We start from the raw sequence: 14,062 nt of genomic DNA on the forward strand, positions 1-14,062 counted from the left end.
GGTTAAAAACATGAGCAAGATTAAAAAAGTGGTACTGGCTTATTCCGGTGGATTAGACACATCGGCCATTGTACCTTGGTTAAAAGAAAACTATGACTGTGAAGTTGTCGCCTTTGTTGCCGATGTTGGTCAAGGTGAAGAAGAGCTCGTGGGGGTTGAAGAAAAGGCCATCGCATCAGGGGCCTCCGAGTGTTATATCGTCGACTTAAAAGAAGAAATGGTCAGCGATTACATTTATCCAACATTGAAAACGGGCGCTATCTATGAAGGCACGTATTTACTCGGCACTTCAATGGCACGACCCATTATTGCCAAGGCACAGGTTGAAGTTGCACGTAAAGTAGGAGCTGATGCGCTTTCTCATGGTTGTACTGGTAAAGGTAACGATCAAGTGCGTTTTGAATCTTGCTTCTCAGCCCTAGCACCAGATCTTAAAGTCATTGCGCCTTGGCGTGAATGGTCGTTATCAAGTCGCGAGTCGCTCCTTGATTATCTGGCCGAGCGGAATATTCCTTGTGCTGCTTCTGCTACTAAGATTTATAGTCGTGATGCTAATGCGTGGCATATTTCGCACGAAGGTGGCGAGCTTGAGGACCCGTGGAATGAGCCAAGTGATCAGGTTTGGACCATGACAAACTCACCAGAAGCTGCGCCAGATAAACCTGAATATGTTTCGGTGCTGATTGAGCAAGGTGAAATCACTGCAGTTAACGGTGAGCGTTACAGTCCATACCAATGTTTGGTTAAGTTAAATGAAATTGCTGCCCCCCATGGCGTGGGGCGGGTAGATATCGTTGAAAACCGTTTAGTCGGCATGAAATCTCGTGGTTGTTATGAAACACCGGGAGGGACGGTGATGATGGCTGCGTTACAAGCGATTGATGAGCTAATTTTAGATAAATCTTGTCGTAAATGGAAAGCCACATTGAGTGAAGAGTTTGCTCATTTAGTGTATGACGGCCGTTGGTTCACGCCACTTAAAGATTCCATCCTTGCTGCCGCAGAGTCTTTCGCACAGCAGGCAACTGGTGAAGTGGTGCTTAAGCTGTATAAAGGCCAAGTTCATGCGGTACAAAAGCAGTCAATTAATAGCCTGTACAGTGAAGATTTTGCCACGTTTGGCGAAGACGACGTATACGACCAATCACATGCTGAAGGGTTTATTCGCCTATTCTCATTGTCGAGCCGGATAGCGGCACTCAACAAGCAAAAGCAGTCTTAAGATAGGAGAGCGAAATGGCATTATGGGGAGGCCGCTTTTCATCAGGTCCTGATGAGGCGTTTAAACAATTTAATGATTCTTTACCATTTGATTACCAGTTGGCAGAGCAAGATATTGTTGGCTCTATCGCTTGGGCTGGAGCGCTAAAGCAAGTCGCAGTATTAAGTGATAGCGAGCATCAACAGATCATTTCAGCGCTTAAGCAGCTATTAGAAGAGGTCACTGCAGATCCGTTAAGTGTCGCAACTGCTGGACATGAGGATATTCATTCTTACGTTGAAGCCAAGCTTATCGATAAAGTGGGTGATCTTGGTAAAAAGCTACACACAGGAAGAAGCCGTAACGATCAAGTAGCCACCGACTTTAGATTGTGGAGCCGTAAAACGGCTCAGCAACTGCTTGAAGCGCTGGGGGCGCTTAAACGCGCTTTGATCACTCTTGCAGAGCAAGAGCTCGGTACTATTTTACCGGGATACACACACTTGCAGCGTGCGCAGCCTGTACTTTTTAGCCATTGGTGTATGGCTTACGTTGAAATGATAGAGCGCGATGAGTCGCGCTTAACTGATGCGTTAGAAAGACTCAATGTTTGTCCTCTCGGCTCTGGAGCACTGGCTGGTACGGCTTATCCGATTGATCGTGAAGTACTAGCGGTAAATCTAGGCTTTAGAGAAGCATCTCGGAATAGCTTAGATGCGGTATCTGATCGTGATTTTGTGGTTGAGTTGTTAAGTTGTGCTTCTATTTCTATGATGCATTTATCCCGTTTTTCTGAAGATTTAATCTTCTATAACTCAGGTGAATCGGGCTTTATTGAGCTTGCGGATAATGTGACATCTGGCTCGTCGTTGATGCCACAGAAGAAAAACCCAGATGCATTGGAGCTTATCCGTGGCAAAACAGGTCGAGTCTTCGGGGCTTTTAGCGGCATGATGATGACGCTAAAAGCCTTGCCACTTGCGTATAACAAAGACATGCAAGAGGATAAAGAAGGGCTATTTGATGCAATGCCGACTTGGCTTGCGTGTATTCATATGGCGGAAGCTTGTGTGAAAGGGATTAAGGTAAATGGTGAGAAAACCCTCGCCGCAGCCAAAGGTGGGCATGCTAATGCCACTGAGCTTGCTGATTATTTGGTCGCTAAAGGGATCCCGTTTAGAGAAGGCCATCATATCGTTGGTGAGTTAGTGCAGTTGGCTATTGCTCAAGGGCAGAACTTAGAAGATCTCAGTTTAGAGACATTCCAGAAAGTCTGCTCCGTGATTGAAGAGGATGTTTATCCTGTGCTGGAAATTGACGCTTGTATTGCCGCTCGAAAAGCATTAGGTGGCACGTCGTTGCCGCAGGTCTCGAATGCGATAAAAGCGGCAAAAAAAAAGCATGAAATTCAAGTGCGTGATGCCAATTTAGATGATGTTGAAGCTATTGCTGGACTTATCCAATATTGGGCGAAGGTAGGGGAGAACTTACCTCGAGCGAAAAGCGATATGATCCACAGTATTAATGAGTTTGCGGTGACTGAGGTGAATGGCAAAGTAACGGGTTGTGCGTCTTTGTATATTTACGATACCGGGCTTGCTGAAATCCGTTCTTTGGGCGTAAACCCAGAAAGTGCGGTAAAAGGTCAAGGTCGGTTGTTAGTAGAACATTTATTGGTGAAAGCCAAAAAGTTGGCACTGAATCGTATTATTGTGCTTACTCGAGTACCTGGATTCTTTACTAAACAAGGTTTTAACAATTGTACCAAAGATAGTTTACCCGAAAAGGTCATGAAGGATTGTGAGTTGTGCTTACGTAAAGACAACTGTGATGAAATAGCGATGGATTTTATTATAAAACAAGAGTCTAGCTTGAGTATTCCGTGTCGATTTGTCGCATAAATTGGGGTTGTACAGCAACAAACAGGAGTGGATGGATGCGCTGCTGTTTGTATTTGCTGTAGACCCATATATTTTCTGGCACACTCTGTGCTTACTAATCCCTGATAATTTTTTGGGCGAGACATTTTGAGTGCTCAGCCTTGTTTGTATATTTTGAGGGAAATATCATGATAAAAACAATTCTAGCTAGAAAAAACCAAGCTAAAACAACTGGTCAAGTTAAGCCACTTTCTGATAAGGTTATTTTAACTGAGTCTGTATTAGGTAAAGTATCAGGTGCTCGAGGTGGCGGCGGCATTCTTATTAAAGACCCGCGAAGCAACTAGTCAATAATTAGGCTAAACGAGTCCTGATCAAAATAATCTATGTATTTTGATCTTACAAAAATTGGTATATTTTTTGACTCGATAGTGGTGGTCGGTCTGGTGACCGGCTTCCTTCTTAATCTCCTCTTTTTTATATTAAAAATAAAGAACAACTTGTCTCTTGTTGTGACCAGCGGTGTGGTCGCTTTATCTTATCTTGTCAGTAATGTTTATCTCGATTTAGTTCAAGCGGACTACACCTTATATTTAATGTGGTTTTTTTACGACCTGCTCACGATTGCATTATTGATAGGCATAAACTACAAACTCAAAGTCCCTTGGTGTAACGCGCTATACTACGTATTTTTATGCTTAACGATAAACTCTTTGCTGTATTTGGGGCTTTATATAGATCTAGCGATATTTGAAACGCGAGAGGAGTGGTGGTTTTGGAGTCTTTATTCTGTTGCTGTCCTCATATGTGACTCGGCTATTGTGATAAGCCTGATCATTGATAAAGACTGGCTTGGAGGAAGGCGCTTGTTGGCCAAAGTAACCCCAAATGCTGTGAGTAATACTAATATGTATTAAGTAAATGCGCTATTTCATCCTTCAAATTGATTAGAGAATTAATTCAATTGGTATAATAGCTAATTCACACTTTAATATGGCTTTATTTATCCAAAGTTTAGTATGCGGTTGAATTTTAAAGAGCGGTTTTAGCCGCTCATTTTAAAATTGATACTCTATACTCAACGTCAGTGCTGCATGGCTGTCGTCGTCTTGTGCGGACTTATCTTGCCAAGCTCTTACACCGATTTTAGCAAGTGTACCAAATACCCCTTGCTGATACCCTACATCGAGTTGGTTTCGCTCAACATCTACTGTCTCATAATCGACCCGTTTTAGCTTGGCATAAATACCCATGCCATCGGTACTAAAATAGTCTAGTGCGAGCGTTAGATTTTTAGCATCCAAGCCTGAACTCGCCCCAAGCCAAAGATCGCGTTCGCTATAGTAAGCCGAATCAACGGTATTATTTCTTGGACACAGTGCAAGTTTTAGCTCATTGCTACACTCTATGTTGGTATCAGAGTACTCGACAAAACCTTTTAGACGATAGTCATTACCACCCCAATAGCTTTCTACACCAAGTGTATACATTGGATCTCTCGGCAGCGCACCACTTTCGTTATTACCTGCAAATTCACCATAAAAAGCCAACGGTTGGTTCCCTAGGCGAGTGGAGTATTTAAAATCAACACTGGTTAAGCGCTGCGTATGTTTTTCACTTTCTAGGTCTTGCTGCTGGTAAACAAAGTCACTGTAGGTGGTACTAAAACCTAGCTCTAATCCCTGTAAAGGAAAAGCCGCAGCCCTGAATCCCCAAAAGTCTCCCTCTTTTTTACTCGTCAAGCTTGGGCGTTGCTTGGCCATGATGGCGGTTATCTGCCAAGGTCCAACAAAAGAGAAAAAACTAGGACCAATGTAGTTATTATTGGCGCGACTTAAGCGTACGGCTTTCATTGGGGCCGCATTATTGGAAAGCATTAAGGCATTTTCGTTGCTTGGTCCCCACCAGTAACTTAATCGCTCAGCACTGAGGGACCAGTTACCAAATAGGACTGCTAGATGAGTACCGTGGTGGTTGATGTATTTACCATCTTGGCCTTCATCTGCATAGTTAACCGCTACCTTTGCACTAACTGAGGCGCCTGTTATCACACTATAAGTGCGAAGCCCAGAGCGTTCATTTTTACGCTCACCAAACCCTGTGGAGCGCGTTTCTGCACCGTTAAAGTGAGCGGTTACACTGCTATATTTTGAGCGTTTAGCTTGTTTTAGTGCATGACGTAGATGCGCCAAGGCAAAGCTCGCTGTTTTAGATAGTTGGCGTTCTTCAACCATGGCAAGGTCGTTAACAATACCGCTCCATAGTAATGGGTATTGATTTACAGGGCGGTTGATCACGCCTTCGGCAACCAGCAAATCTATACTGTGTTTAAGATCACTTTGCGACACCTCAATCCAAGGTGACGCATGGGCATAAGTACCAGCGAGTACAGCTAGGGACAATAGGCACTTTTTCATCCGTGTAGTTTTTCCTCTAACGCTTTGGCAACCAGTGGGTGAACAAACTCACTAACATTGCCTTTATGAAGTGCAACTTCTTTGACTAAAGTTGATGAGATAAATGAATTCTTTTCAGATGGCGTTAAAAATACGCTTTCTAGATCGGGATGTAAACGACGATTCATATTGGCTAATTGAAATTCATAGTCAAAATCAGAGACGGCTCGAATACCGCGGATCAGTACATTGGCTTTTTGCTCTTTAGCCAAATCAACCAACAATCCAGAAAAGCCTATGACTTTAACATTTTTATGCGATTTTAAAATTTCTTCAGCTAAAGCAACACGTTGCTCCAATGAAAAGCACGGCTTTTTGTTTGGATTGTGGGCAATTGCCAGAATGACGGTATCAAACATCTTGGCAGCACGTTTGATTAAATCTTCATGTCCATTCGTAAGTGGGTCGAATGTACCTGGGTAGAGGGCGACGACTTTCATAAGCATAACTATGTTGAATTTTTTTGTATGGTAACAAGGTTTTTTTGAAAAAACACTGGTCAGCTTTGTCGGTTTTACGCTTATCTCAAAGCCAAATTAGTGCTATTTTTTTATACGGAGCACTGAGTATCATGATGGCGCTCACATATTTTCAATAGAGATAGAGAATCGTAATGAATACCAAGGAAAAAATAATACGTACCAGCATTGCTTTATTTAACTTGCATGGAGAGCGAGCAATTACGACCAATCATATTGCTTCTAGCTTGGGGATCAGTCCGGGCAATTTGTATTATCATTTTAAAAATAAAGAAGACATTATTCGGCAAATATTTGCACTGTACAGTGAACATTTAAACACTCACTTTCAACCGCTAGAACAGCAAACTGAGCCGCTAGAGCAACTCACATTATATCTAGACTCGCTTTTTGATTTGATGTGGCGCTATCACTTCTTCTACGACAACCTGACCGATATTTTAGCCAGAGATGATGAGTTAAAGAAAAACTACATCGCTTTTCAGGCTCGCTTACTTGAACAAGTCAAAGCTGTGGTTATAGGACTTCGAGATACAGGTGTTATCACCATTTCAGATGAAGATGCCAAAGAGCTCGCACACATGCTAAAAATGACTGTCAGCTTCTGGACGCCTTACGTCAAAGCGAGAAGAATGACCGGTGTTTTAGAGCAGCAAGATATCTATAATGGCATCATCAAAGTATTGATGCTATTTAAACCTTATGCCACGCAAATGAGCGCGCCAAAAGTGGCACACTTGCAACAACATTATCAAGCATTGGCTGCAGCAAGCTTACCGAGTATTGCTTAATGCTCGTAGTAACAAGGTCACTTAATAGCTTAGTGGTAAAGGGACGCGATTGGGAAATAGTCTGATTATTTCCTAATCGGTTCTGAATTTGATATACTCGCGCGCCCGAACTGTCCCTCGGTCAATGTGCGCCACGATAACGTCCTCTTAGGTCAAATCAGAGCGTCATCGCAACCGATAATCGATCTGTAGTAGAGTGACTTTTATGCTTAAATTTATCGTCAAATTACACCCCGAAATTGCTATTAAGAGCAAATCCGTCCGTAAGCGTTTTACCAAGGTATTAGAGAAAAACATCAAAATGCTGTTGGCCCGCGTTGACGAAAACGTAAAAGTTAAAAATAACTGGGACAATATCTCAGTGACCAGCCAACTGGATGACGAAAAAACACGCCTTGCATTAATTGACAACCTCAAGCGAACACCTGGTATTGTGCAATTTATCGAGGTGCAAGAAACGCAGTTCGAAACACTAGATGATATCTATCAGCAAACTATCGCCTTAGTTGAACCCTTGATCAAGGGAAAGACGTTTTGCGTACGTGTAAAACGCCAAGGTAAGCATGAGTTCACTTCCAGCGATGTTGAGCGTTACGTTGGTGGCGGCTTAAACCAAAATGTTGAAGGCGCCAGCGTTAGGTTGAAAAAGCCAGATGTGACAGTAAAAATCGAAGTGAAAGACGACAAAGCCTATATTGTTCGCCATCAGCACTTTGGTTTGGGTGGCTTTCCATTACCAACACAAGAAGATGTGCTGTCTTTAGTTTCAGGTGGTTTTGACTCTGGGGTTGCAACGTATCAGATGATGAGAAAAGGTGCGCGAACCCACTTTTTATTCTTTAACCTAGGTGGCGCAGCTCACGAAATTGGCGTAAAGCAAGTAAGCCACTATTTGTGGAAGCAGTTTAGTTCTACCCACAAAGTGAAGTTTATCACCATCGATTTTGAACCTGTGGTGGCGGAAATTCTAGAGAATATCGAAAGTGGACAAATGGGTGTGGTATTGAAGCGTATGATGATGCGTGCCGGTGCTACAGTGGCTGAACGTTTGGGGATCCCGGCATTGGTAACCGGTGAGAGCATTGGCCAGGTATCAAGCCAAACGTTGGCTAACCTAAACGTGATTGACCGCGTGACTGAAATGCTGATTTTACGACCGCTAATTCAGCACGATAAAGAAGAAATTATTCGCATTGCTCGTGCCATTGGCACTAATGAAATGGCTGAGGCCATGCCTGAATATTGCGGCGTTATTTCTAAAAAACCAACGGTAAAAGCGCAGCTGAACAAGATCCTTGCGGAAGAAGAGAAGTTTGATTTTGACGTGTTAGATACTGTGGTATCAAATGCGACAGTGAAAGATATTCGTGATATTGAAGTCGAGGCAAAAGAAGAAGTCAAAGAAGCTGAGTCGGTAAGTGAACTACCACAAAATGCAGTAGTATTAGATATTCGTTCCCCTGACGAAGAGGACGCCAATCCGCTTGAGCTTGAAGGGACTGAAGTGATCCACCTGCCTTTCTTTAGGCTTGCCAGCAAGTTTGGTGACCTACCACAAGACAAAGAATACTACCTATATTGTGCCAAAGGTGTAATGAGCCAGTTACAAGCGCTTATTTTACATGAAAACGGCTACGCTAATGTTAAGGTGTATCGCCCTTAGTAAAAGCGAACTTATACGCGTTGAGTTTGCCTTTGTGCTGACTCAACGTTTATTCACTTCTTCAAGCATTCGCTGATTATATGGCACAGTAATATGATGCTGGGCTGCCATCGCACAAATATAACCACACATAGCATCTATCTCTGTACGTCGATTATTGGCTATATCTTGATTCATTGAAGAGCGATTTTTTGCGGTTTGTGCCATCACAGTGTAGGCAAGGGTAACCAGCTCACTGAGTGCCAAGGTTACTCCTGTGCGCGCGGCCACAAGCTGTACTTCATTCATTAAGTTGAGAATTAAGCCTGCGTATTTGGGTTGTCTTAGTTGACCATTTTCAATTTGTTCCAGCGCACTTAATGGGTTAATAGCAATATTGACCGCGAGCTTTTTCCAAAGTGTTGGCATGATATCAGACGTGATTTGTGCATTTTCAAATGTGCCGAACAGCTGCGAAAATACATCGAGGTAGTGACATTCAGCAGAAGCATTTAGAGGCCCAAACCAGGTGGCCCCTTGTCCGGTATGGTGCACAGTATTAGCGCTTTTAAACCCGGCAATCGAGGTACTTAAAAAGTAAGCTGATTGGGCGTGCTCAAGTGTAGTTAATTTGCTTGACCAATCGACCATACCATTGTGGCTCAGTATGAGGTGAGCATTTGCTGTGAGTTTTGGAATAAGCTCGGTCAATGCATCAATGACTTGATAAGCCTTCACTGGGACTATCAAAGTGTCGATACTACGTTCTGGGATCTCGTTGGCAATGGAGGTATTACACGAAATTGCCTGAGCCCCTGCTTGGTTTTGATAGCGATAGGTTGTTGCGCGTTTATGTCGAGTGATAAGCGTAATGTGATGCGTTTGACTTAGATGTTGGGCGAGTAGCAGGCCAATCGCTCCCTCACCGACAATATGTATATTAGCCATGTTTTCTTCTGCGCCAGCTAGCCCAAATGTAAAACAGCACGAAGTAGCTCACGGCACCGGCCAGATCAGCTAAAAAGTCAGCGGTCGACGCTTGTCTGTAAGGTAACGAATGCTGCATCCACTCGATCCCAGCTCCATATAAAGCAAGTAAGACTAAATGGAACCATACTTTAAATTTAAAGGCATGGTGAGAGATAAACGCGAGCACAAAAAACACGCCAAAGTGCGCTACTTTGTCGATATTGGGAAATAGTTTAGGAGATAAGCTAATTTCCTTTGCGAATAGCACAGTACATATAATTAAAGAAAGAATTAACAAGGTTTTATAAACGCGCCGTGTCACAATACATCCCACTTCTGTATGACTAAGCGAGCAGTATAACATCGAAAACTGGCCATTGGGTGAACATAAATAGGGTAAAACTTAAAATAACTCAAATCAGTTTAAGCTGCTATAATCGAGCCAAAATGACTTTAGGAGAGAAGCATGCCTTCATTCGATATTGTATCTGAAATAGATATGACAGAAGCAAGAAACACCGTGGACAATGCGGTTCGTGAACTTGACACGCGTTTTGACTTTCGTGGCGTTGATGCGTCAATCGAGTTAAATGGTGAAGTGATCAACCTTAAGGCGGAAGCTGAGCAACAAGTGATGCAGCTTTTTGACATGCTAGTAGGAAAAGCTGCAAAGCGCGGCTTGGATGTTGCGAGCTTTGAGCTCAAAGACATTGACCGTTCTGGCAAGTATGTATCTCGTCAAGTGGCCCTTAAACAAGGTATCGACAAAGATATGGCAAAGAAGCTGGTGAAGTTGATCAAAGACTCAAAAGTGAAAGTACAAGCATCTATTCAAGGTGATACGGTACGTGTAACAGGCAAAAAACGTGATGATCTGCAAGAAACCATGCAGTTGATCCGTGGTGGTGAGTTAGGCCAACCATTTCAGTTTAAGAACTTCCGCGACTAATTGCTTTCCTATGCCAAAAGTGCGGTGATACTGCACTTTTGGATTTCTAGACGGCCATTGACAATTATCCCCAAACCCAAGACAATACCCCTGCATTTTCGAGGTGCTGTACACAACCTAGTTTGGTTGCCAAGTGTATAGATAATCGGGAAGCTGGTGCGAACACAAGGGAACCTCTAAATATTTACAAATATGCCGCCATGGGATAGACCTATGATACCAATCCGCATTAATATCAGCTCAATTTGAGGGAGTAAATTTGACGCTAACGGCGTTAAAAATTTCTTATTTAGAACAACTAAATAGCAAAATTTTTGCCTAGTTACCGACAAAATTTCCTTGCCTCAAATAGAGCACTTAATTAAGCGAATTGGTAAGACGCGTAGCGTTTTATTTAGTTTGGATCGGTTTTATGCCAGCGCTGCCCCCGCAACGGTAGAGTGGATCAACACTGAGTGTTGGTAAACTGAGCCCGGAGACCGGCCTCGAAACAGTCACTTTGTGTTCTTGTACGGTGGGTACAAGTTAGGGGAAACCATGTTAAATAAAACTGCTCTAAGCGCAGCTATTGCTGCGGCGCTCTCTTTTTCTGCACTAGCAGATCAAAATATCGAACATATCAAAGTTACAGCGAACAAGTTCGAACAGTCTTTGGAAAGTACGCTGTCGGCAATTACAGTAATTAATCGTACTGATATTGAAAAAAGCAATGTGCAAGATGTCGTGTCTCTTCTCGATAATGTTGCGGGCATTCAGGCTGTAAGGAATGGTGGCTTTGGTCAAAGTGTCAGTCTATTTTTGCGCGGTAACGATGCCAAACATACTTTGGTATTGATTGATGGCGTCAGAGTTACCGATGCCAATTCGGGGGATAACTCGCTCACGAATGTGCCACTAAATAGCATAGAGAGAATAGAGGTTATTCGTGGTGCGAAAGCGGCGATCTATGGTTCTGACGCGATTGCAGGGGTGATCAACATCATCAGCCGCGAAGGAAATAACAATACCATAGCACTCACCACGGGCAGCAATAATTACTCAGATGTTGAAGCCACGGTAAACTACAAAAAAGAGAAGTTTAGCCTGTCTGCAAATGCTGGATATAGTCACACCGATGGCTACGATGTCATCGAGAAAGACCCAACTGCACCTGTCGGTAAAAATCATGACCGTGATGGCTACTATAACGGCAATGCAGGTGTAAACCTGCAGTATGGCGATGAGCAGAGCGGTATTTTCAGCCTTCGCGCTCAGTATAGTGAAGGTGAAGGCGAGTATGATGCATGGGGAAGTGATGCTTATCGGTTCCACAATTATACCAATAAGCTGGCATGGAAACGGCGCACCGACAAATTTAGTCAAAGCGCATCATATAGCTTAGGCAAAGAGCAAAACACACAAATTGGTAGTAGTGCCGATGATAACGCCTATGTCACTAAGCGCAGCCAATTTGAGTACCAATCGCAATATAGCTTGAGCGAGGCGCTAATATTAACCGGTAACTTTACGCTATTAAATGAAGATGTAGGCGAGTCGACCGCTTCGTTTTCAGAGCCGGAGCGTGATAACTTATCGTTGGCGTTAGGCGGGTTTTATAACGATGAAAGCTGGTTAGCTGAACTGGTTCTCAGAACGGATGATTATGATTTTCACGGCCGTGCAAATACTTACACCGTAGCGTTGGGTAAGCAGTTGATTGAAGGTCTAAGTGTTAAGCTTAATCATGGTACAGCATTTAGAGCACCTTCGCTGTCGCAAGCATTTGTGATTGATAGCCCTTACTATTTACCTAACCCGAGTATCAAACCTGAAACAGCGACCAACAACGAAGTTATTGTAACTTGGAGTGGCGAGCGCTTTAGAGTCGAAGCCGCAATTTACGATAATCGTATTACCGACAAAATAGTTAATGAGCGGAATAAGTCTGGTAAATACGTGCCTTACAATGTGGAGCGTGCAGACTTTGAAGGGGCTGACCTATCGATTGAAATCGAAGATAGCTTTGGGGTTGAGCATACGCTTAACGCAAGCTATGTGAGCGCCAAAGATGCCAAAACAGATAAGCAGTTGCAACGCCGGGCAAGACGCACATTAACTTACTCGGTGAGTAAAGAGTGGGAAAATGTAGACGCAACGCTGACACTGGTTCACCGTGGTGATCGCAATGATAAGGTATGGGGATCACAAGGTTCGTATGAAGTGACGTTACCCTCTTATACGCTATTTAACCTTGCGGCCAATTATACCTTTTTCGATGGCTTTAAGCTCAATGGTCGTATCGAAAACCTTACCGATAAACGCTATTTCAATGCCACTGCCGGTGAAGCAAAAGATGGCTCACTACTTGGTTATACACCGCCAGGTAGACAAGCTTATGTGGGTGTGAGCTACAGCTTCTAGCAACACGACACTAGAGGTGTTCCATACCAGAGGTGGAGCACTTTACTACTTCAATCAAAGCTCGGGATGACAACTCGTTATTCTGAGTTTTGATTACCTTACCTTTCCACAGGGTTGTAGATACCCTGATAGCCGCTGTATGCAGAAGCGAAAATGGTATTACATTTGTAACTGGTATTTATGACCTTTGGTAGCTGATAATGTATTTGATTTGTATTATTACTACTTCAAGGAAAAGAATATGAAGTCATTATTACTTGGGCTAGTTGCCCTAAGTTCTGCAGTATCAGCACAGGCTAATTTGCCAGAAGCCACCTTTGAGCCTCAATCTACCACACAAGCAATAAGTGGGGATTTTGACTGGTTTAATGCGCCATCGCAATCTTGTGGTCAGATCCGCAGCATGTTATATCGCCGCCATCCTGGTAATGATCACCTAACACCGGTGTCTGTGCCTGTTATATATACGGGAGGCGAATGTTGGTCAACGGGACGAACCACTTCCAGTCAAGGTCCTAAAACCATGTATGACGAGGTGTCAGCAATTATTCATCAACAATTTTCTACGGTTGAGCACAATTACAAAGAACTAACGACAGATATCGTGAATAATATTGCTGCTCAGTCAAGTTCCACGAAGGTGAAACACACAACAAGCCTGTATGGCACCATGCATATGAAAATTGCTGGTAGAGTTAATGCCCAGAACAAAGTGCCAGTGCTGATCGATGGTTTTGACTTAAGGTCTTATGCTAAGTTTCGTAAGAAGCAACTTGGTATGAATATTTATATCCACGTCTATACAAATAACGAAAATGTGACGATTAAAGGTAAATATGATGTACGCACTCAACAGTTAGAATTGGATCCTTTGATTTCTAGTTTTAAACCAGTGGTGACTACGGAAGTCGAATTACCTTGGATTTTAGATTTAATAGATACGTTAACTCCAGGTATTTTTGACAAGTTATATACCGAATTTAGTCGCATTGTGATTGATGTCTTTGAGTTTTTAGGTGTGGATATGAGTGAAGATATTCCGCAAGTTATTAAGCATAACGCTCAATTGATTAACTCCGGGGTTGTGCCATTGAAGGGGCTAGACCACTTGAGACCCGGTGATACCGCGAATTTAGAGATGGAAGTCATGCGTGGACATTTGCGAATTAAAGATGGTCGCACGAGCTTCTACTTATTTGCGGTGCCTATGTTGCCATAGCAACCAATATGGTTCGGTAAGCTGGCCTATTGCCAGTAAATTTAACCCAGTAGTCAGGTATAACAACTGCTAGAGA

13 protein-coding genes are annotated in these 14,062 nt (G+C 43.1%); 9 read left to right on the plus strand and 4 right to left on the minus strand.

Annotated elements, in window-relative coordinates; genetic code table 11:
* Positions 1–10: 10 nt before the first annotated feature.
* The 4 genes from CEX98_RS12260 to CEX98_RS12270 all read left to right on the plus strand — a co-directional run bounded on the left by CEX98_RS12260 (position 11) and on the right by CEX98_RS12270 (position 3,998).
* Positions 11–1,222, plus strand: a complete 1,212-nt coding sequence (locus CEX98_RS12260) for an argininosuccinate synthase (protein WP_099642352.1) — start codon at positions 11–13, stop codon at positions 1,220–1,222.
* Between the two features lie 14 nt (positions 1,223–1,236).
* Positions 1,237–3,102 (plus strand): argininosuccinate lyase, encoded by a 1,866-nt coding sequence (gene argH / locus CEX98_RS12265; protein ID WP_099642353.1) that lies wholly within the window; start codon positions 1,237–1,239, stop codon positions 3,100–3,102.
* Positions 3,103–3,269: 167 nt separating this feature from the next.
* Positions 3,270–3,428 (plus strand): hypothetical protein, encoded by a 159-nt coding sequence (locus tag CEX98_RS22885; RefSeq protein ID WP_172439766.1) that lies wholly within the window; start codon positions 3,270–3,272, stop codon positions 3,426–3,428.
* A gap of 153 nt (positions 3,429–3,581) precedes the next feature.
* Positions 3,582–3,998 (plus strand): hypothetical protein, encoded by a 417-nt coding sequence (locus tag CEX98_RS12270; protein ID WP_143484341.1) that lies wholly within the window; start codon positions 3,582–3,584, stop codon positions 3,996–3,998.
* Between the two features lie 141 nt (positions 3,999–4,139).
* On the opposite strand, the gene CEX98_RS12275 is transcribed toward CEX98_RS12270, so the two are convergent.
* On the minus strand, positions 4,140–5,498 hold the full coding sequence (locus CEX98_RS12275) for a capsule assembly Wzi family protein (protein ID WP_099642355.1): 1,359 nt from the start codon (positions 5,496–5,498) through the stop codon (positions 4,140–4,142).
* Positions 5,495–5,977: a pantetheine-phosphate adenylyltransferase gene (gene coaD / locus CEX98_RS12280; RefSeq protein WP_099642356.1), complete on the minus strand. Its 483-nt coding sequence runs from the start codon at positions 5,975–5,977 to the stop codon at positions 5,495–5,497. Before coaD ends, CEX98_RS12275 begins: the two co-directional genes overlap by 4 nt.
* 173 nt (positions 5,978–6,150) lie before the next feature.
* Between coaD and CEX98_RS12285 the strand changes: the two genes are divergently transcribed.
* Together CEX98_RS12285 and thiI are read left to right on the plus strand one after the other, a co-directional pair.
* Positions 6,151–6,807 (plus strand): TetR/AcrR family transcriptional regulator, encoded by a 657-nt coding sequence (locus tag CEX98_RS12285; RefSeq protein WP_099642357.1) that lies wholly within the window; start codon positions 6,151–6,153, stop codon positions 6,805–6,807.
* 205 nt (positions 6,808–7,012) lie between these two features.
* The gene (gene thiI / locus CEX98_RS12290; protein ID WP_099642358.1) at positions 7,013–8,470 is read left to right on the plus strand and encodes a tRNA uracil 4-sulfurtransferase ThiI; all 1,458 of its coding nucleotides are present in this window, start codon (positions 7,013–7,015) and stop codon (positions 8,468–8,470) included.
* Positions 8,471–8,512: 42 nt separating this feature from the next.
* Here thiI and CEX98_RS12295 read toward each other — a convergent pair whose 3' ends face one another.
* Together CEX98_RS12295 and CEX98_RS12300 are read right to left on the minus strand one after the other, a co-directional pair.
* On the minus strand, positions 8,513–9,397 hold the full coding sequence (locus CEX98_RS12295; protein WP_099642359.1) for a ketopantoate reductase family protein: 885 nt from the start codon (positions 9,395–9,397) through the stop codon (positions 8,513–8,515).
* Positions 9,390–9,740: a VanZ family protein gene (locus CEX98_RS12300; RefSeq protein WP_172439767.1), complete on the minus strand. Its 351-nt coding sequence runs from the start codon at positions 9,738–9,740 to the stop codon at positions 9,390–9,392. The genes CEX98_RS12295 and CEX98_RS12300 overlap by 8 nt, the downstream gene beginning before the upstream one ends.
* A 144-nt stretch (positions 9,741–9,884) precedes the next feature.
* On the opposite strand from CEX98_RS12300, the gene CEX98_RS12305 reads away from it, so the two are divergent.
* The 3 genes from CEX98_RS12305 (at position 9,885) to CEX98_RS12315 (ending at position 13,986) form a co-directional block, all read left to right on the plus strand.
* On the plus strand, positions 9,885–10,367 hold the full coding sequence (locus CEX98_RS12305; RefSeq protein ID WP_099642360.1) for a YajQ family cyclic di-GMP-binding protein: 483 nt from the start codon (positions 9,885–9,887) through the stop codon (positions 10,365–10,367).
* Positions 10,368–10,904: 537 nt separating this feature from the next.
* Positions 10,905–12,767 (plus strand): TonB-dependent receptor domain-containing protein, encoded by a 1,863-nt coding sequence (locus tag CEX98_RS12310; RefSeq protein ID WP_099642361.1) that lies wholly within the window; start codon positions 10,905–10,907, stop codon positions 12,765–12,767.
* A gap of 241 nt (positions 12,768–13,008) precedes the next feature.
* Complete coding sequence (locus tag CEX98_RS12315) at positions 13,009–13,986, plus strand: hypothetical protein (protein ID WP_099642362.1); 978 nt, start codon at positions 13,009–13,011, stop codon at positions 13,984–13,986.
* Positions 13,987–14,062 lie beyond the last annotated feature (76 nt).

This window comes from Pseudoalteromonas piscicida, assembly GCF_002744175.1.
Lineage (GTDB): Bacteria > Pseudomonadota > Gammaproteobacteria > Enterobacterales > Alteromonadaceae > Pseudoalteromonas > Pseudoalteromonas piscicida_B.

Excerpts from the sequence above, each read along its gene's own strand:
- CEX98_RS12260 (WP_099642352.1), top strand. The coding sequence starts at position 11 with ATGAGCAAGATTAAAAAAGTGGTACTGGCTTATTCCGGTGGATTAGAC.
- argH (WP_099642353.1), top strand. The coding sequence starts at position 1,237 with ATGGCATTATGGGGAGGCCGCTTTTCATCAGGTCCTGATGAGGCGTTT.
- CEX98_RS22885 (WP_172439766.1), top strand. The coding sequence starts at position 3,270 with ATGATAAAAACAATTCTAGCTAGAAAAAACCAAGCTAAAACAACTGGT.
- CEX98_RS12275 (WP_099642355.1), bottom strand. The coding sequence starts at position 5,498 with ATGAAAAAGTGCCTATTGTCCCTAGCTGTACTCGCTGGTACTTATGCC.
- coaD (WP_099642356.1), bottom strand. The coding sequence starts at position 5,977 with ATGAAAGTCGTCGCCCTCTACCCAGGTACATTCGACCCACTTACGAAT.
- CEX98_RS12285 (WP_099642357.1), top strand. The coding sequence starts at position 6,151 with ATGAATACCAAGGAAAAAATAATACGTACCAGCATTGCTTTATTTAAC.
- thiI (WP_099642358.1), top strand. The coding sequence starts at position 7,013 with ATGCTTAAATTTATCGTCAAATTACACCCCGAAATTGCTATTAAGAGC.
- CEX98_RS12295 (WP_099642359.1), bottom strand. The coding sequence starts at position 9,397 with ATGGCTAATATACATATTGTCGGTGAGGGAGCGATTGGCCTGCTACTC.
- CEX98_RS12305 (WP_099642360.1), top strand. The coding sequence starts at position 9,885 with ATGCCTTCATTCGATATTGTATCTGAAATAGATATGACAGAAGCAAGA.
- CEX98_RS12310 (WP_099642361.1), top strand. The coding sequence starts at position 10,905 with ATGTTAAATAAAACTGCTCTAAGCGCAGCTATTGCTGCGGCGCTCTCT.
- CEX98_RS12315 (WP_099642362.1), top strand. The coding sequence starts at position 13,009 with ATGAAGTCATTATTACTTGGGCTAGTTGCCCTAAGTTCTGCAGTATCA.